Below are 18,734 nucleotides of genomic sequence, written 5' to 3'. Positions count from 1 at the left end.
ATATGCGGGCATATTTTTACAAACCAAAAGCTTATACCAAAGAAATTTTAATATATGATTATCCCCCTCAAATACTTCAGATATGTTCTCATATGTGAGAACATTTAACGTCTTTAATATTTCCTTGTAACGACTATCACCTTTCTTCCCCCAGTCATTAAATTTTTCTGCCGTAAGATATTTCGTAATATCGTTTTTATAATCAATACTCATTTAACCCCTCCTAATATTATATTTAGCTCATTACAATAATTATTGTATAGGAAAGAAGTAAACGTAATCATATCCTCTCTGATTTTAAACTCTTATTTATGAGCACTTTGATTGAAAGCTCATTAGCTTTTTCACAGGATAATCCGAGTACCCGTTTTAAGTAGATGTACAGCAAAATGAAATCTGCTGATTAATACGACCAACTAGCTAGATACATATAAAAATAAAAATACGCCTCATTATTCTCAATACATTTGTACCCGCCACCTTTGCCGAATCGCCATAACTTTTTGCTATCCTCTAACAGTAATAACAATAGATATAACCCTCATCAAAATATTGAAGCTCGTTCTTATCGTATTCTTCATTCTTCACAAAGCTTCTTAATGCTACGGATTCATTCCAAGGGTCTCCAATCGTCATTCAACCCACATTAAATAAATAATTCAACACGAGTATATTGTTAGGTGAACAATTTCCATGAATCATGCTTTGTAATTATTTAAGCTTCTGTATGACCAATCTCCACATACTATACTCAGCTCCTCATGTTCCGTAGTATGAATGAGTTCCGCTATACCTTTAAAAGGGTCGATTAGTCTGCCTTAATTTTAGCATATACATCCTGCTACGATTAGGATCATTGATCCATTGTTTATGAAATAAGTATTGCTATAAGGCCTTTGAGACTATACGAGTGAAAATCTATATAATAGGGATCATCTACCTACATTGCTTTACCCTTTCCGTTTGATCGGGGATTTAAAAATAATATGTTGCTAATGACATCCCGAAAAATAGGGAAAAGGAAGTTTGAAACTATAAAAACTAACCATTCACTATTCAAAAAAAGTAAAAACAATAGTGTAAATATAGTAGGACTTTTGAATGAATTTAGACAAAATTATTAGTTTAAAATCAGGATAAATCCGAGTTTCTTCTATTATATATATAATAATGAAAGCGTTTACTGAGAAAAAATAATGATGGAAACATTTCGAATGGGCATTTAAAATAAAAATTAACGGACTATTAGACTAGTAGTGTAGAAGGAGGAAACGAACCATATGAACAAAACTTTGAAAAAAGCTGTTATTTCTTCCGCATTTGCGACTGGACTCTTGATCGCTACACCGCAAGTTGCAGATGCCGCTTTAGGTGATCAAACGCTACGTAAAGGGATGAATGATCCAGACGTCAAGGATCTACAGGATGCGTTAAAGAAGAAAGGATTTTTTAACTACGACCAATCAACTGGGTATTATGGCGACATTACGCAAGATGCTGTCCGGAAGTTTCAGAAGGAGCATAATTTAACGGTCGACGGCATTGCTGGGCCTCAAACATTGAATAAGCTGCTTCAATTAATGGAAGGAAACGCAGCTCCGCCTACATCGTCCAATTCCAACTCGAAATCATCTAGTTCAAGTCAATCAACGTCATTAGCTAATCATTCAACATTGATTCGCAGTGGCCAAAGTGGGAATCATGTCGAAGAGCTTCAAAAGCTATTGAAAGAAGAAGGATACTTCCGCACTGATGTGACAGGTTACTTCGGACGTGTAACGGAAACAGCGGTAAAGGATTTTCAACGTGACATGAAAATTAAAGTCGATGGAATTGTCGGCCCACAAACAATTAGTAAACTATTAAATGAAAATAAAACAGAAGTGAAGGAGCCTGAATATAAGCCGTCACTACCAAAAGAAACGTCTAAGCTTGATCCGACAAAAATCTATCGTATCGGCAGTACAGGACAAGCTGTTAACGAGTTACAATCGCAGCTTCGTTCAGTCGGTGTTTTCCAGCGAGAGCCAACAGGATATTATGGTGAGATTACAGCAGATGCCGTTCGCAGCTTCCAGCGGCTACACAACTTAAAGGTTGACGGTATTGCTGGCCCCCAGACGTTAAAGAAGCTACAAGAGATTGCTACGAATAAAAACGGCGGCTCAAATTCAAACGCTTCAAATGGAAGCGGCTCCTCGTCTAATTCATCGGCATTTGTAACAAACGTAGTTGCCGATGCTGCGACGTTAATCGGTGTTCCGTATGTATGGGGAGGAACAACGACGAATGGCTTTGATTGTAGTGGATTTGTTCAATATGTCTTTAATAAACAAGGTGTCTCCATTCCGAGAACAGTTGCATTACAATGGAATGCAGGTAAATCTGTTTCAAAGCCAGCAGTTGGTGATATCGTCTTTTTTGACACGACTGGAGGACCGTCTCATAACGGTATTTATATAGGAAATAACCAGTTCGTACATAGCGGTTCTTCAACAGGTGTGACGATTGCAAATTTAGATAATAGTTACTGGAGCCAACGCTACCTTGGTGCAAAAAGGCTTCATTAAATTAACAATCTGTAAGGTTGATCCAATCTCTATTTGGGTCAACCTTATTTGTATTTACGTTTCACCAATTAATCCCGTTCGAAACCATAACACATTTCGACAATATTTGCAAAGAACATAGAAAAGAGCCCTGCTTCGACGAAAGCAGGGGCTCATGTTCAAAACTATCAATCCAATTCCAAATGTGCACGGAGCTCTTGACTAACTCGAGCGACTTCATCATCCGGCACTATGAAATAATAAAGGCCATCAATATGCGTTCCGTCTCCTGAAAGTGTCATTTGCTCAACATTATGACGAGCATTACGATAGTTCGATTGAATGGTCCACATATCATCTAACGCTAAGTCCGTTTTAACCGAGCCACCGACAGCATTTAAAATCTCTCCAACCTTCGTAATGGAACCGATATGTGCAGCTTCATGGATCATGGCCTCGACAATTTGTCGTTGACGGTCATTACGACCGAAGTCACCGCGAGTATCTTGTTTTCTCATTCGTGAGTATGCAAGTGCTTGATCACCGTCCAAAAAGATTTCACCTTCATTAAAGGTATGTCCATCTTGAGTGAAGTAAAAATCATTTTCGACTGTTACCCCACCAACTGCATCAACTAACCCTTTGAAACCTTCCATGTTTATACTCACATAATGATCGAGCGGAATATCGAGAAAGTTCTCAACCGTATCCATCGACATTGCAGCACCGCCATACGCATAGGCATGGTTAATTTTTTCGATTGTTCCACGGCCGATAATTTCGGTACGAGTATCGCGGGGGATGCTTAACATTTTAATCGACTGCTGATTCGGATTAACGGTCATCACGATAAGTGTATCTGATCGACCTGCATGCGTTTCACCTTGTGAATCGACACCAGCAATTAAAAACGAGATTGGATCTTGATTCTCGAAATCGACTACATTTTCACGACGTTCACTTGTCCTCTCAATCGGCTGATGTATTTCATTTGCCGTATCGACAACAGATTTATACAAATAAAAGCCATATGCAACAACTGCTAGGAACATTACACCAAACAAAATACCTATACTTATAAAGATTTTCTTCTTCGTCATTCTATTATGAACGCCCTTCCATAGTGTATTTGCCCTATTTCCAAAATTAGTAGCTAGATTACTTACTTATTATAAATTATAGTAATAATGAGATTCAACAAAATTTTAATGAACAGAAATTGACAAACTATGATATAATCCTCATAGCTATTGTGAAAATCGTAGGAGGGTTCAGTTAAAGATGGAAGAAACAATTAGTTTAAAAGATATTATCCTGACGATCAAAAAGAGGCTTAGTTTAATAATCACGATTCCGATTATAGCTGTTGTCGTCAGTGCCTTAGTTACCTACTTATTGCTCACCCCAATTTATCAGAGTTCAACTCAAATTTTAGTAAACCATACGAATTCAGATCAGCAGGTAAGTCAAAACGAAATTCGTACAAACCTTGAATTAATCAACACATATACGGAAATTATACGTAATCCAATTATATTAGATAAAGTAATTGAAGAAGCGAATTTAACCGAATCGTTCGGTACATTAACTAATATGATTAGTGTCAATCCGCAAAACAATTCACAGGTCGTTCGGATAACGGTAGAACACGAACAACCAGCACATGCCGCCTTAATTGCCAATACGGTAGCGGAAGTGTTCCAACGGGAAATTGTAGAAATTATGAATGTAGATAACGTTCATATTCTCTCTTATGCTGTAGTCGGTGATTCACCATCACCTGTTGCACCAAATCCAACATTAAATATGGCGATTGCTTCGTTGTCGGTTTGATGGCAGCCGTCGGTGTAGCCTTCTTATTAGATTATTTAGATACAACGGTGAAAACGGAAAAAGACATCGAGGAGCTAACGGAGCTTCCGATCCTCGGAGTTGTTTCAAATATGGAAAACGTCATGTCGAAAAAGGCAAGATGAAATAGCGACAAAGGAGAACGATAGCGTGGCACGAGCAAATAGAAATACAAAAGTAAACAACCAACGAAATTTAATTGCAGATACCGATAAACGCTCCCCGATTGCAGAGCAATATCGAACAATTCGGACAAATATTGAATTTTCTTCAGTTGATGAACAATTAAAAACAATAGCCATAACATCATCAGGTCCAGGGGAAGGGAAATCAACAACGTCGGCCAATTTAGCGGTTGTGATGGCTCAGAACGGTAACCGTGTTTTACTGATTGATGCTGATTTACGGAAGCCGACGATGCATTATACGTTTAAGACGATTAACACCCACGGTTTAACGAGTGTTTTAACGAAGCAGGAAGAGCTTGCAGAAGCCTGTCAAGAGACGAAGATTGAGAATTTAACGATCCTTACTTCGGGGCCGATTCCACCGAATCCATCCGAGCTCCTGAACTCGAAGATGATGGAAATAACGTTAAGTAAAGCAACGGAAATGTTTGATATCGTTATTTTAGATACACCTCCAGTTGCGGCCGTTACTGATCCCCAAATTATTGCCAGTAAGGTTGACGGAACGATTTTAGTAACGTCTAGCGGTAAAACCGATAAGGAACAATTGGTTAGGACAAAGGAACTACTAACGAAGGCGAAAGCGAAAATTTTAGGTGTAGTATTAAACAACAAAGAAGTGAATGAAGGACAATATTATTATTATTCTAACGATTAATTTAATTATTTGTTAGTATATGGTAGAGTGTATATGATTTAACAAAAAATTAACAATTATTAATGGAAGAAGGTGTTATGATGATTGACATCCACTGCCATATTATACCTGGGGTCGATGATGGTCCCAAAACTGTTGCAGAAGCAATGGCGATGGCACAGCAAGCAGAACGAGAAGGGATTACAGCGATTGTTGCTACCCCGCATCATAAGCACCCTTCTTTTATGAACGATGGTCAAGCAGTACTGAAAGCTGTTCAGGAATTGAATGCTAGCTTAAAAGAATACGAGATTTCACTTAATGTACTACCAGCACAGGAAATTCGCTTGTTCGGTGAGATGAACGAACAGCTTCAAACCGGTGAACTCCTCTCATATGGGGGGCATAATCAGTACATATTAGTCGAGTTTCCGTCCAATCAAATTCCACGTTATACGAAACAATTATTCTATGATTTACGTATGCAAGATTATACGCCGATCATTGCCCATCCAGAGCGAAACAAAGTCTTGATGGAACAGCCTGACATGCTCTATGAATTTGTGAAGAATGGAGCATTAACTCAAGTGACGACCTCAAGTATAACTGGACACTTTGGCAAAAAAATAAAAAAGTTCTCTGAACAGTTAATAGAAGCAAACTTAACTCATTTCATTGCTTCAGATGCCCATAATTTGGCTGAACGGGCGTTCAGAATGGAAGAAGCGTTACATGAAGTTGAGAAGCTATTTGATTATGAAACGATTGTTCAATTTAAAGAAAATGCTGAGCTTTTAGTTGAAGGTCAGTTTGTTTATGCTGAACCGCCTGAGAAAATCCGGACTAGGAAGAAATTATTGGGAATTTTCTAAATGTTGCAGTCATAACAATAGGCAATACCTCCTTGCCTTTATCGATGGGGGTACTCGGCTATGCTGTGGGTTTTATACCTTAGACACAAATGTTGTCATTGGTATAGTGTGAGGGTGGGTTAGATGCCCATTATTTTAATAAAACCTTATTCGAGTAATCTTAAAACCAAGAAGATTCGATTAAGGTTTTATTTCTTAAATTATTACTAATGGAACGGTAACTATAAATACTTGAAAGAAAGGTGACAAGAAATGACGTATCGAAAACGGGTTGCTTTTTAATGCTTGTAGACTCGGCAATCGTATTGACTGCCATTTTTATTAGTAACTTTTTATTAGCTCCACTAGGTAACCCTTTTACAATGGTATTATTTGTGAGTTCTATCACATTATTAATTAGTCATCATATATTTGCTTATTACTTTAAACTGTATAAGAAGGCTTGGCAGTATGCGAGCATATCTGAGTTAATAGGGATTTTCAAAGCTGTAACAATATCGATCGCCTTAACAGCAATCGTACAACTACTATTCTTCCAGACCATCTCATTACGAACGCTAGCGATTACGTGGATGATGCATATTCTCTTTATAGGTGGTTCTCGATTCTCTTGGCGTTTAGTTCGAGATCGTTATATTAAACCAAGCAAGGATAAAAAGAACACATTAATTATCGGTGCTGGTGCAGGTGGGACGATGGTTGCTAGACAACTGCAACAAAGCCAAGAGTCTGAGCTGCAGCCTGTTGCCTTTATTGATGATGATTTGGCTAAACAAAATTTAGAAATTCTTGATCTACCGGTAGTAGGCGGTGTTTCGGAAATTGAAGAAGTCGTTAAGCGTAAGCGGATTGAACAGATTATTATCGCCATTCCATCGCTTTCAAGAGAAAAAATTAACTATATTTTCAACGAATGTGCAAAAACGAAGGCTAAGACACAAATTCTCCCCCGTATTGAAGATATCATGTCTGGGAAAGTTTCAGTTAGCCAGTTTAGAGATGTAGAAGTAGAAGATTTACTCGGTCGTGATCCTGTAGATTTAGATATCGACGGAATTGAGAAATACATTAAAGGGAAAACAATTCTTGTTACAGGTGCAGGTGGATCGATTGGTTCAGAGGTTTGCCGTCAAATTGCGAATTTCTCACCAGAAGAGTTAGTCTTATTAGGTCATGGCGAGAACAGCATTTATGCGATTGAAATGGAGTTAAGACGCAACATACCCGATTTGAACATTTCAACGGAAATTGCTGATGTTCAAGACCGTGATAAAATGTTTAAAATTATGAATACGAGAAGGCCGCATGTAATCTTCCATGCTGCTGCCCATAAACATGTGCCGCTTATGGAACGCAATCCGGAAGAAGCAGTGAAAAATAATATTATCGGTACAAGAAATGTTGCAGAAGCAGCTAGTAATGCGAATGTAAATACATTTGTGATGATCTCAACCGATAAAGCTGTTAATCCAACTAGTGTAATGGGGGCAACGAAGCGAATTGCTGAGATGATTATACAGCATATGGATATGGTCAGTTCTACCCGCTTTGTAGCGGTCCGATTCGGGAACGTATTAGGAAGTCGTGGAAGTGTGATTCCGCTATTTAAAGATCAAATACAGGCTGGTGGTCCTGTCACCGTCACCGACCCGAAAATGGTTCGCTATTTCATGACGATTCCAGAAGCGTCACGATTAGTTCTCCAAGCTGGTGCGTTAGCAGAAGGCGGCGAAGTATTTGTACTAGATATGGGAGAGCCAGTCAAAATAGTTGATCTAGCCCGTAATTTAATTAAGCTATCAGGTATACAGAGGATGAAATCCCGATTGTCTTTACAGGAATGAGACCAGGTGAGAAGATGTTTGAAGAGTTACTAGGTGAAGATGAGGTTCATAGTGAACAAGTGTATCCGAAGATTTACCGGGGAAAGACACCACCTGTTAATATTAATGTCACCTTTGATTTAGTAGACCGATTCCATAATGAAGATCGGGAATGTTTACGGAAGCAGTTGCTTGATATTGCTAATTTCAAAGTGAAAGAATTGAAAGAGTTAGTATAGAATGCTTGTGAATAAGTTAGCCATTTAAAGAATAAGTGGCTGACTTATTCTATGTGAACAGAGGATTGGTTGATCAGTAGTTATTTGATAGAAATGAAATAAGTACTAATTAACTAAGAACTAGGAGAGTGTGTGTTCCATGTATATGAAGTGTAAAAGAGTTATAGATATCATCCTTTCATTAGTAGGAATGATTTTACTTTCACCTGTTTTTCTACTTTTAATTGTAGCGATTAAGGCTGAATCAAAAGGTCCGGTTCTTTTCAAACAAAAACGCGTAGGTCTACATAAAAAGCATTTTCATATATTAAAATTCCGGACGATGCGTATTGATACACCAAAGGATACACCGACACACTTGTTGGGAAATCCAGATCAATACATTACTAAAGTTGGTAAGTTTCTTCGTAAAACGTCACTAGATGAGCTTCCACAAATATGGAACATTTTCGTAGGGGAAATGAGTATTATCGGGCCGCGCCCAGCACTATGGAATCAGTATGATTTAATTGCAGAGAGAGATAAATATGGTGCGAATGATGTACCTCCAGGGTTAACAGGATGGGCACAAATTAATGGAAGAGATGAATTGCCGATTGATATAAAAGCACAACTTGACGGGGAGTATGTCGACAAAATTGGCCTAGCGATGGATGTAAAGTGTTTCTTCGGGACAATTGTCAGTGTCTTTAAAAGTGATGGAGTTGTCGAAGGAGGAACAGGAGCTATGGCTAGTAATGAGGCTAACCGAAAAAAGGGGAGAGCTTCTGAATGAAAAGAATACTCATAACCGGTTCGAACAGCTATGTAGGGAAATGCTTCCATGAGTGGATTGAAAAAGGTGACTATGATTACGAGATCGATTTTATTAGTGTGCGAGATGACTCTTGGAAAGAGAAGAATCTATCTGACTATGATGTCGTGTTACATCTTGCGGGAATTGCTCATGTTTCTTCTGATCCGAAGCAAGAGGAGCTCTATTATCGAGTCAATCGGGATCTTACGATTGAAGTAGCGAAAAAAGCAAAAAGAAGATGGAGTTAAACAATTTATTTTCATGAGTAGTATTATCGTCTATGGTGATAGTACACGTGAAGCGAGAGTAATAGATGAGAATACGATACCGACTCCAAGTAATTTTTATGGGAACAGTAAACTTCAGGCAGAGGAAGGGATAAAACCACTTTCGAATTCTAAATTCAAAGTTGTCATTATACGACCGCCAATGATATACGGGAAAGGTTCGAAAGGGAATTATCCGAAATTAGCAAAAGCAGCCAGGCTGTTACCGATTTTCCCTGATATCGATAACCAAAGAAGTATGCTTCATGTTGACAATCTTTCTGAATTCATTCGTTTAATGATTGAGAATGAAGAAAAAGGATTATTTTTTCCACAAAATGCAGAGTATGTGAAAACTAGTGATATGGTGCGTATGATTGGAGAAGTACATGGGCGAAAGGTAAAGATAGTAAAGTGGTTTAATTTTATGTTAAAACCGTTTATTAACAGAATTGGTATTTTGAATAAAGTGTTTGGGAATTTGGTGTATGATTCTAAGATGAGTTCTTATAAAGACGATTATGTAGTACATCGCTTCAGTGAGACAATTAAACAAACTGAAATAATAAATCACTGAGAGGATGGGTGAAATGAAACCAGAAGTAACCGTATTAATGAGCGTCTATAATGATGAACAATACTTAGAGGAAAGTGTAGAAAGTATTTTAAACCAAACATATGAAAACTTTGAGTTTCTTATTATAGATGACGCATCAACAGATGGTAGTTATGAAATATTAAAAGAGTTTGCTGAAAAGGATCAACGTATTAAACTGATTAAAAATAAAGAAAATAAGGGTTTGAGTTATAATCTAGCAGAAGGGGTATCCCAAGCTACAACAAAGTGGATAGCTAGAATGGATGCAGATGATATTGCTCGTGAGGATCGTTTGCTGCTTCAAATGAATTATGTTGCGGAGCACCCTAATACGGATATCATCGGTAGTTATGTAATGGATATTGACGCAAAAGGTAATGAAATAGAATTAAGAAAAGTACCGACAACACATGAAAAAATTGCGAGTTTAATTTGGACATGTCCTTTTATTCACCCTACTGTATTATTTAAAAAGAAAGCGATAGAGAAAGTCGGCTCCTACGATAAAAATTTACGTAGAAGGCAAGATTATGATTTGTGGTTCAGGTGTCAAGAAGGAAAATTGCAGTTTCATAATATTGACCAACCACTTCTTTATTATAGAGCAACAGACGATTACTATAAGAAAAATGATATTAAAGTTCAATTCCAACAAGTTAAAATGGGTTTTACGGGGTCATGGAAAGTAAAAGCATCACCTATAGCTTATATCGGTGTGACTGTTTCATTTTTAAAGGGAATTTTACCGTATAGAATTAGAAAACCAATTAATAGTTTTTTAAAATTAGTAGACCCTAGAAGGTCATAATGTTATTTTGCGAATGATAGGAGGAGTAAAATTGTTAAAGAAAATTGAAAATAGTGTCAATCATTCTTTAAATAAAATGCCTATATTGAAGAGAATGGTGAAGCGTTCTTATCAATTGGGTATGTATAGTGTCTCAAAAAAAATTAAATCAGAAGGAGATATTAAGCGAGTAACTCCTCAAGATGAATATGAATATTTCTTTGGCTATTATGATAAGTCACCTTGGGATGCAACAGATCGCTTTATGCTTTGCTTAAGAGTCAAAGATACTACTAAGTCTGTTGCACCTAAAGAAGCAGCAGATATCATTTTAATTGATACTGAAAATAATAATTCCTATGAGGTAATTGGGAAAACACGTACATGGAATGTACAGCAAGGTTGTATGCTACAATGGCTTGGCCTGATTTCAAGGAAGAGATTATATTCAATGATTTTAGGGATGGTAGATATTGTTCAGTAATTTTAAATGTAAAAACACAAGAAGAAAGAGTTATAGAAATGCCTGTATATAGTGTTGCTGAAAATGGTGAATTTGCACTTTCTTTAGATTTTTCACGCTTACACAGGTTAAGAAAGGGTTATGGTTATTCTAACATAGAGGAAACGACTAAAGATGAAAAATGCCCAGAAAAACCATGTATTTGGCATATAAATTTAAAAAACAATAAGATCACTCCATTATTTAACTATATAGATTTTGCTACATTTGAACCAAGGCCTGAAATGAAAGGGGCAGAACATAAGGTTAATCATATTATGCTAAATCCGTCTGGAGATAGATTTATGGTTTTACACAGATGGTTTGATGGCTCTACAAAATATACTCGATTAGTTTCAGTTAATATAGATGGTACAGAGATGTTTAATCTTAATGATGATAATATGACATCACATTGCTGTTGGAAGAATGACCAAGAAATTCTAGCTTATGCAAGGAAAAATGATTTAGGGAACGGATATTATTTAATGCGAGATAAAACAAATCAATATCAAAGAATGTGGCCGGAATTAAATGTTGATGGTCATCCAAGTTACTCTCCAGAGGGTAGTATGGTAGTTACAGACACTTATCCAGATCGTGCAAGGGTAGGTACCGTATTTATTATTAAGGATAGTGAAGTAACAAAAGTTGCTAGAGTCTTCGCCCCTTTTAAATATGATAATGATTTCAGATGTGACTTGCACCCAAGATGGAATAGGTCAGGAAATATAGTGTGTATTGATTCGGTGTTTGAAGGTAAAAGAGGACTTTATGTGTTAAACATATATTAAGGAGAGTTAGAAATGGATAGAAGTAGATTGGTTTCATGTATTGTTCCAACATATAAAAGAAGTGACTCCCTAATTAGGGCGATAAATAGCATTTTAAAGCAAACACATAAAAATTTAGAAGTAATCGTAGTAGATGATAATAATCCAAATGATGAATATAGTTTGGATGTTCAAGAAAAATTAAAAAAATAGATGATTCTAGAGTTAGATACGTTCAACAAGACAAGCATATAAATGGAGCTGCTGCTAGAAATGTTGGAATAAGGGTTTCTAAAGGCGAATATATTGCCTTTTTAGATGATGATGACGAATGGTTGCCAAATAAAATTGAATTGCAGGTTAGGGAAATTGAGAATAATAAGGACTGTGAAGGTGTTACTTGTTTATACACTATTTATAATAATGGCAAACCGATTAGAAAGCTACACCATATACTGCTGAAAATTTGCATAAAAAAGTTTTAGAACGATCAGTTGCAGTGTTTACATCTACTGTACTATTTAAAAAACATTCTCTTATAAAATCAGGCTGTTTTGACGAGTCAATGATAAGGCATCAAGATTTACAATTGTTACTTGATTTTTTAATAGATAATAAGTTATCCGTACTTACTGATTATCAGGTATTACTCCATACAGAAGTTGGGGGCAATAGACCTAACTCAGAAAAATTCATAGAAATTAAGGAACACTTTTTTTTGAAAATGAAAAGACATTTTCAGTTGTATGATAAAAAACACAAAAAAGAATGTATGCTGTCCACTATTTTGAAATTATTTTGTTACTATTGAGAGAAAAGAGAATTAAAAAAACAATTTACTATGTTATAAAGAAAATTGGTTTCAATCCAAGAGCATATTTAGATCTGTACAGTAGATATATGGACAGGAAGAGGAATTCATTTTAATTAATGTTAATTTATTATCATAAAAGGAAGTGTACATCAAATGTGTAGGCCTAAAAAAATTGTTTTACTTGGTTTTATATCAGGTGTAGGTGGAGCACAAAAATCATTGATAATGTTAGCTAATGAATTAGCTAATAGAGGGTACGATATTACATTAATATCTTTCCATAATGATAAACCTCATTTTGAAATTTCGAAAAAAGTAAAATGTGAATTTATAGAAGACACTAAAGGTGGAAAGTTAAACAAAGTATATAAACGATTTATTTTATTGAAAAATAAATTAAATGAAATTAAACCTGATATAGTCATATCATTCTGGTTACAGCTAGTTGTATTTGCTGCTATGATGTCAAAACGTATAGGTTTTAAAACTATATATTCGGAAAGAGCAGATCCAACCGCTAAACAATACAGTAATCTTAGTAAAATAGTAAGGAGTTTAGTATTTAGAAGAGTAGATGGATTTGTATTTCAAATAGAAGGTGCTAAGCAAATTTTTTCAGAGTCAGTCCAAAGAAAAAGTGCAATTATCCATAATCCTGTATTCATAGATTCAAAAAATTACGTAATTCCTCAGAACAAGATGAAGAAAATTGTGAATGTGGGACGGTTACATCCACAGAAAAATCAGGAATTACTGTTAAAGGCATTTGCGGAAATTAGTAATGAGTACCCAGATCGCAGACTTGAAATATATGGAACTGGTGAACTTGAACATGAATTGAAACAGTTAACCAAAGAGTTAAATCTTGAAGGGAAAGTACATTTTAAAGGAACTTCAAATCAATTATTTAAAGAAATAGTTGATTCTGAAATGTTTATTCTATCTTCAGATTATGAAGGAATGCCAAATGCTTTAATGGAAGGGATGGCTTTAGGCTTACCTTGTATATCTACTGACTGTAGACCTGGAGGAGCTAAAGAGTTAATTCGTCACAAAGAGAATGGTTTACTTGTGTCCAATGGTTCAATTAATGAATTAGCAGAAGCAATAAGATATTTTATTAGAAATAATGAAGAAGCTGAAAAAATGGGAAGTAACGCAAGAGAGATAATTAAAACGCACTCGCCAACAAAAATTTACTCAGATTGGGAGAAGTTTATTGCAAAAATTTACAATGGTTAACTCTAAAAATATTACTAGCATAAACTATGTCTGAATGGAGAATCATTAATGGAAGTAATAAGTAAACAAGACGAAGCTTTTAAGAAAGGAACAATATATAATCTAGGTTATATTCAAAAGTTGATTTTATTAATATTTTTCATAGTAGTATTTAATCTAGATTTCCAAATTCAAATAATTTGGTGGGGAGTTCACGGGTTACTTTTTGTGGGATTGCTATTGTACTTATTAAAAACTAATTTTTCAATAAAGAAAGATACACTTCTTTTTATAGGTTGGTATAATTCTTTTGTGTTATTAAGTATCTTTTCTTTATTTTGGTCAGTAAATAATGATTTTACAATGATTGATGTAAATAGATTGATTGTTACAAGTTTTAGTTTGAGTTGTATTTCTATAATGTGTTGTAATAAGTCAAATTTCCATTGGATATTAAAGTTGTATTTGTATGCGAATTTGATAAATGTAATATATATTATTAATACTTTAGGCATTTCAGGATTAACTTCTGGCAGACTTGGAGTAGATAATCTTGGAGATTCTTGGAACTCAAATTATATTGGGATTGTAATGGCAATTACAGCGTTCATAGCTTATTTTTTGTATGAAACTCATAAAAAAGGTATATCCAAAACGTTTTTCCTCCTAGCAATAATTGGTTTCAATATTATCGTAATAATGACAGGATCAAGAACAGCATTGTTTATTTCTTTATTTATGATAACGATATTCTTTTATTTAAATACTAGGAAAAAGATAGCTTCATTCTTTTTTATAACAATAAGTAGTTTGTTTATATTGTATTCGGTATTTAATATTCCTTTTATATATGAAAGTATTGGATACAGACTAGATTCTTTTTTTAATGTATTTTCTAATGATCAAAGCTCAATTGATGGAAGTACGATGATAAGGAGAGATATGATTTCGCTAGGTCTCGCTTGGTTTAAGGAAAGTCCTTTTTTAGGACATGGAGCTAATTCATATAGAGAACTATATGGATTAACAACTGGTTGGTACACATATTCCCATAATACATATGTTGAGTTACTTGTTGGAATAGGTATTATAGGATTAGTTGTTTACTTCTATCCATATTTCACTATCTTAAAAAAATCTTTGAGAGCTAAGAGCCAATATAGCTTATTTGCGATTTCAATAATTGTAACCTTACTTATTGCTCATTTTACTATGGTAGGATATTTTCGTTTTGAAGTTCAATTATTAATTTGTTTAGGTTTTAGGGCAGTTATTTTAGCTCAAAATAATGATTTGAGAAAAGGATTGGAAATGTAAATGTATTATAAAAAGAAGATAGCCATATTTATAATGAGTAAATCACTTTCTGGAGCTGAAAAAAGGTTTATTCGAATAGCTTTTGATTTAAATAGAAAAAGAGATGACATATTATTAATAGTAAATTCTAATTTATACGATTTAGGCTTGAAAGATCAGGAAATTGCAAATAAACTTAAACCTCTAATGAATGAGAAAGTTTTAAAAATAATTAACACGAATAAGAACAGTAAATATTTCAGATCTTTATTTACTATTAGAAGGCTAATACAGTTAATAATACAGGAAAATATAGGCACAATGCATAGTGCTTTAGGAGCGTTAAGCTATTCAATAATAGGAAAGTTATTAGGAGTAAAAGTAATTGCTGAAATAACAAGTCCCGATATTGCCAATGAAGTTCATACAAAATATAAGAGGATAATATCACATTTCAATAAAATTATAAGTGTTAGTCCAGGAGTCGATTTAAAAGTAAGAAATAATTTGAACAAAATAAATAAACTAAAAGAAACTCAATTATATTGCTCGCCAATACCATTCTTTTCACCAGACAATATAGAAAATGAGAATGATATATCGAAGAAAAAAGAGAATTTAATCGTTTATGCTTCAAGGTTTATTGAAAGGAAAAATCCGATACTTTTTGCTAAGTCAGTTAAAAAGTTATTATCTGAAAAGAGTGATTGGAATGTTGTTATTCTTGGGAAGGGTCCTCTTGAAAAGGAGATTAACGATATTTTGCAAAGTGAAATTGATGATAATAGAGTAATTATAGAATACTCGAAAGATATCTATTCTTATTTAAGAAAGAGTAAAATTTTTGTCTCTTTGATTTATCCGGATAATTACCCATCACAAAGTATACTAGAAGCAATGTACATGAAAAATGCAATTATTGCTACAAACGTTGGTAATACAGATAAATTTGTTACTTCCAAAAATGGATATATGATAAATGAATACAGTGTAGAAAGTGTGTATAATAATTTAAAGTTAGCTACAACACATGAAAATGAACTCACTTTAAAGGGAGATTATTCATATAAAATGATAAAAGAATGTTTTTCTAAAGAATTATATATAGAGGATTTAGAAAAATTATATTTAAATTTAAACTGAATACTGTTTAGACAGGGAGGATATTATTGATGACAATTATAAAAGTTGACGAAGACAAAAAAATAGCTGTAAAAGGCGGAAAAGCATTATTTGGTGAAGTTCACTTATCTGGTGCTAAAAATGCTGCACTTCCAATGATTGTAGCGGCATGCTTAGGTATGAATTTTACAATTCTTAAAAATGTACCAATTAACCTCCGAGATGTAAAAATCTTAATAGACATTTTAAGTGAGTTAGGTGCAGAAATTATAATAGATGGAACAACTGTATCTTGTAGAAGAGGTAACTTTCCTAATCAAAAAGTAGCTCCAAAAAGAGCTAGTGAAATTAGATATTCACTTCTACTGTTAGGTCTTACTGCAGCTTTTAGTGAGGAAATTGAGTTACCACTACCAGGTGGATGTAAGATAGGAGATCGTAAGTATGATCTACATATCTTAGGTATGGAAAAGTTAGGAGCTAAGGTAGAGGAAAATGATCAAGGTCTCTTTTTATCATCTCAAGGGTTAATCGGCAATGATATTGAGTTTTATTTACCAACTACTTCGGGAACAGAAAATGTCATGATTGCAGCTGCAATTTCACAAGGCAGGACTACCCTTTTAAATGCAAACACTCGCCCAGAAGTCATTCAACTTGCGGAACTATTAAATGCTATGGGAGCCAAGGTAACTTGTAGTAATCGAGTGGTAACTGTTGAAGGACAAGCTAGCATTCCTGGTGGTATAGAGGTTGCAGTTATGCCTGGATGGGACGAAGCGGTAACGTATGCTGTTGCAGCTGGTGTAACCGGTGGAGAAATATCAATACCCAACTTTAATACTTCTTTTATCAAAGAGGATGTTCGTTATTTAAGTCTTGCTGGTGTTCAAGTATTTGAATGGGGATCTTCATTATATGTATCAGGAAAAGGACAAAAGAAACCATTTGATTTATTTACTGCACCATATCCAGGAATTAATTCAGACATGCAACCAATTTTCGCGACGCTTGCTTTAACAGCAAAAGGGACAAGTACGATAGCCGACCTTCGTTTTACTGATCGATTCCAATATGTCGAAGAGTTGAAGAAATTTAATGCTGATATTAGTGCATTTGGCAATACAGCTATTATCAATGGAGGGAAACAACTACAGGGGGCTGAAGTTAGAGCAACAGATCTTCGTGGAGGAGCAGCTTGTATATTAGCTGGATTGTTTGCAGAAGGGGAGACTGTTATCACAAACATTTCGCAAATTAACCGTGGGTATGAAAATATTCATGAAAAACTGGGTAATCTAGGTGCAAATATTTTACTTAATTAAATATTAATTTGTGAATGGAGTGCTAGTCTTGAAGAAAAATCTAATTATTACTGATTATCGAGGATTTTTACGTAGAAAAAAAACAAAAGATGAAAGTCTAGATGTAGTTAAAATAAAAAAAATTTTAACAGAAGAAGGTTATCATTTTGATATAACGAGTTTTGAGGAAATTGCAGCTAATTATCACTATTACTCAACTATAGAGAATAGCTATATTATATATTCTGCGTCAAAAAATCAAGAATATAATAAATATATTGATCATGTAATATATTTATTAGGGAAGAATAACCACCTACTACCAAATTACGAATTATTCAAAGCATTTGATGATAAAGGATTTCAAGAATTATACAAAACTAATCTAGGAATTGAATCTTTAGGGTACAGGTATTTGTCTAATATAAATAGCTTCTATGAATTAAGTGACCAAATTAAATATCCTATTGTTATGAAAGAAATGGTAAGTGCTAGTAGTAAAGGTGTTTATAAGGTTAATGATAGTAAAGAAGTAGAAGACCATTATTCCCGAATAATAAATAAACAGCAGGGTTTAAGATTAAAAGATACTCTAAAAAAATTTATAAAGAAAAAAAAGAAAGATTATGCAGGAGTATCGAGAGTTGTTTTACAAGAATTTGTTCCAAACCTTAAGGATGATTGGAAGGTATTGATTTTTGGGGAAAAATATTATGTTCTCAATAGAAAAGTTAGAAAGAATGATTTTAGAGCTAGTGGTAGTGGAGACTTTGCGTATATAAGCCCTCCACTTGAAGTTTTAGAGAAAGCTAGAGAAACTTTTTTGAATTTAAATACTCCTTTTCTTTCTGTAGATTTAGCATTTGATGGGGAAAATGCATATATTATTGAAATTCAAGCTTTGAATTTTGGGCCTATAACTTTATTGAATTCTTCATCTTATTATATTAAGGAGAACAATGAATGGTTAGAAATAGCTAAAAAATCTGATTTGGATGAGGAGTATGCTAATGCATATATATGGATGATCAATAGAATTCAAAACTAGTCTAATAAAATGTAAATCAACTCGAGGTGTTAAATGTCTTATAAAAAA

Annotated in this window: 17 protein-coding genes and 2 pseudogenes; 18 read left to right on the top strand and 1 reads right to left on the bottom strand. The window is 34.4% G+C overall.

Features of this window, described 5'->3' with window-relative positions; all coding sequences use genetic code 11:
- The first annotated feature begins 1,280 nt into the window (after positions 1-1,280).
- Complete coding sequence (locus JCM19034_RS17325) at positions 1,281-2,570, top strand: peptidoglycan-binding protein (protein ID WP_062051737.1); 1,290 nt, start codon at positions 1,281-1,283, stop codon at positions 2,568-2,570.
- Positions 2,571-2,737: 167 nt separating this feature from the next.
- On the opposite strand, the gene JCM19034_RS17320 is transcribed toward JCM19034_RS17325, so the two are convergent.
- Positions 2,738-3,649, bottom strand: a complete 912-nt coding sequence (locus JCM19034_RS17320) for an LCP family protein (RefSeq protein ID WP_062051735.1) — start codon at positions 3,647-3,649, stop codon at positions 2,738-2,740.
- 181 nt (positions 3,650-3,830) lie between these two features.
- On the opposite strand from JCM19034_RS17320, the pseudogene JCM19034_RS17315 reads away from it, so the two are divergent.
- The 17 genes and pseudogenes from JCM19034_RS17315 to JCM19034_RS17245 all read left to right on the top strand — a co-directional run bounded on the left by JCM19034_RS17315 (position 3,831) and on the right by JCM19034_RS17245 (position 18,686).
- Positions 3,831-4,525: pseudogene (locus JCM19034_RS17315) on the top strand (YveK family protein).
- A gap of 25 nt (positions 4,526-4,550) precedes the next feature.
- Complete coding sequence (locus tag JCM19034_RS17310; protein ID WP_062051732.1) at positions 4,551-5,246, top strand: CpsD/CapB family tyrosine-protein kinase; 696 nt, start codon at positions 4,551-4,553, stop codon at positions 5,244-5,246.
- An 80-nt stretch (positions 5,247-5,326) separates the two neighbouring features.
- Positions 5,327-6,097: a tyrosine-protein phosphatase gene (locus JCM19034_RS17305; RefSeq protein WP_062051730.1), complete on the top strand. Its 771-nt coding sequence runs from the start codon at positions 5,327-5,329 to the stop codon at positions 6,095-6,097.
- A 252-nt stretch (positions 6,098-6,349) separates the two neighbouring features.
- Positions 6,350-8,159: pseudogene (locus tag JCM19034_RS17300) on the top strand (polysaccharide biosynthesis protein).
- A 139-nt stretch (positions 8,160-8,298) separates the two neighbouring features.
- Positions 8,299-8,934, top strand: a complete 636-nt coding sequence (locus JCM19034_RS17295) for a sugar transferase (protein WP_062051728.1) — start codon at positions 8,299-8,301, stop codon at positions 8,932-8,934.
- A complete protein-coding gene (locus JCM19034_RS25295) occupies positions 8,931-9,203 on the top strand; it encodes an NAD-dependent epimerase/dehydratase family protein (protein WP_370622170.1) in 273 nt (90 codons plus the stop codon). Before JCM19034_RS17295 ends, JCM19034_RS25295 begins: the two co-directional genes overlap by 4 nt.
- A gap of 13 nt (positions 9,204-9,216) precedes the next feature.
- A complete protein-coding gene (locus JCM19034_RS17290; RefSeq protein ID WP_370622169.1) occupies positions 9,217-9,798 on the top strand; it encodes an NAD-dependent epimerase/dehydratase family protein in 582 nt (193 codons plus the stop codon).
- A gap of 13 nt (positions 9,799-9,811) precedes the next feature.
- Positions 9,812-10,627 (top strand): glycosyltransferase, encoded by an 816-nt coding sequence (locus JCM19034_RS17285; RefSeq protein WP_062051726.1) that lies wholly within the window; start codon positions 9,812-9,814, stop codon positions 10,625-10,627.
- Between the two features lie 31 nt (positions 10,628-10,658).
- On the top strand, positions 10,659-11,090 hold the full coding sequence (locus tag JCM19034_RS22445) for a hypothetical protein (RefSeq protein ID WP_197276444.1): 432 nt from the start codon (positions 10,659-10,661) through the stop codon (positions 11,088-11,090).
- Entirely contained in the window at positions 11,021-11,902 is an 882-nt protein-coding gene (locus tag JCM19034_RS17280) for a hypothetical protein (RefSeq protein ID WP_197276443.1), read from the top strand. The genes JCM19034_RS22445 and JCM19034_RS17280 overlap by 70 nt, the downstream gene beginning before the upstream one ends.
- A 12-nt stretch (positions 11,903-11,914) precedes the next feature.
- A complete protein-coding gene (locus JCM19034_RS17275) occupies positions 11,915-12,094 on the top strand; it encodes a glycosyltransferase (RefSeq protein WP_062051723.1) in 180 nt (59 codons plus the stop codon).
- On the top strand, positions 12,082-12,366 hold the full coding sequence (locus tag JCM19034_RS25290) for a glycosyltransferase family A protein (RefSeq protein ID WP_082394179.1): 285 nt from the start codon (positions 12,082-12,084) through the stop codon (positions 12,364-12,366). The genes JCM19034_RS17275 and JCM19034_RS25290 overlap by 13 nt, the downstream gene beginning before the upstream one ends.
- A gap of 482 nt (positions 12,367-12,848) precedes the next feature.
- A complete protein-coding gene (locus tag JCM19034_RS17265) occupies positions 12,849-13,937 on the top strand; it encodes a glycosyltransferase family 4 protein (RefSeq protein WP_062051718.1) in 1,089 nt (362 codons plus the stop codon).
- A 48-nt stretch (positions 13,938-13,985) separates the two neighbouring features.
- Positions 13,986-15,233: an O-antigen ligase gene (locus JCM19034_RS17260; protein ID WP_062051716.1), complete on the top strand. Its 1,248-nt coding sequence runs from the start codon at positions 13,986-13,988 to the stop codon at positions 15,231-15,233.
- Positions 15,234-16,355: a glycosyltransferase gene (locus tag JCM19034_RS17255; RefSeq protein WP_062051714.1), complete on the top strand. Its 1,122-nt coding sequence runs from the start codon at positions 15,234-15,236 to the stop codon at positions 16,353-16,355.
- Positions 16,356-16,384: 29 nt separating this feature from the next.
- Entirely contained in the window at positions 16,385-17,659 is a 1,275-nt protein-coding gene (locus JCM19034_RS17250) for a UDP-N-acetylglucosamine 1-carboxyvinyltransferase (protein ID WP_062051712.1), read from the top strand.
- Positions 17,660-17,687: 28 nt separating this feature from the next.
- Positions 17,688-18,686: a RimK family alpha-L-glutamate ligase gene (locus JCM19034_RS17245; RefSeq protein ID WP_062051710.1), complete on the top strand. Its 999-nt coding sequence runs from the start codon at positions 17,688-17,690 to the stop codon at positions 18,684-18,686.
- Positions 18,687-18,734 lie beyond the last annotated feature (48 nt).

Origin of the sequence: Bacillus sp. JCM 19034 (assembly GCF_001310635.1) — a bacterium.
Lineage (GTDB): Bacteria > Bacillota > Bacilli > Bacillales > Bacillaceae_D > Halalkalibacter.
This window is presented reverse-complemented; position numbering and strand designations above follow the sequence as displayed.

Excerpts from the sequence above, each read along its gene's own strand:
- JCM19034_RS17260 (WP_062051716.1), top strand. The coding sequence starts at position 13,986 with ATGGAAGTAATAAGTAAACAAGACGAAGCTTTTAAGAAAGGAACAATA.
- JCM19034_RS17280 (WP_197276443.1), top strand. The coding sequence starts at position 11,021 with ATGGCTTGGCCTGATTTCAAGGAAGAGATTATATTCAATGATTTTAGG.
- JCM19034_RS17250 (WP_062051712.1), top strand. The coding sequence starts at position 16,385 with ATGACAATTATAAAAGTTGACGAAGACAAAAAAATAGCTGTAAAAGGC.
- JCM19034_RS17320 (WP_062051735.1), bottom strand. The coding sequence starts at position 3,649 with ATGACGAAGAAGAAAATCTTTATAAGTATAGGTATTTTGTTTGGTGTA.
- JCM19034_RS17265 (WP_062051718.1), top strand. The coding sequence starts at position 12,849 with ATGTGTAGGCCTAAAAAAATTGTTTTACTTGGTTTTATATCAGGTGTA.
- JCM19034_RS17285 (WP_062051726.1), top strand. The coding sequence starts at position 9,812 with ATGAAACCAGAAGTAACCGTATTAATGAGCGTCTATAATGATGAACAA.
- JCM19034_RS17255 (WP_062051714.1), top strand. The coding sequence starts at position 15,234 with ATGTATTATAAAAAGAAGATAGCCATATTTATAATGAGTAAATCACTT.
- JCM19034_RS25295 (WP_370622170.1), top strand. The coding sequence starts at position 8,931 with ATGAAAAGAATACTCATAACCGGTTCGAACAGCTATGTAGGGAAATGC.
- JCM19034_RS17305 (WP_062051730.1), top strand. The coding sequence starts at position 5,327 with ATGATTGACATCCACTGCCATATTATACCTGGGGTCGATGATGGTCCC.
- JCM19034_RS17275 (WP_062051723.1), top strand. The coding sequence starts at position 11,915 with ATGGATAGAAGTAGATTGGTTTCATGTATTGTTCCAACATATAAAAGA.
- JCM19034_RS17290 (WP_370622169.1), top strand. The coding sequence starts at position 9,217 with ATGAGTAGTATTATCGTCTATGGTGATAGTACACGTGAAGCGAGAGTA.
- JCM19034_RS17295 (WP_062051728.1), top strand. The coding sequence starts at position 8,299 with ATGTATATGAAGTGTAAAAGAGTTATAGATATCATCCTTTCATTAGTA.
- JCM19034_RS17325 (WP_062051737.1), top strand. The coding sequence starts at position 1,281 with ATGAACAAAACTTTGAAAAAAGCTGTTATTTCTTCCGCATTTGCGACT.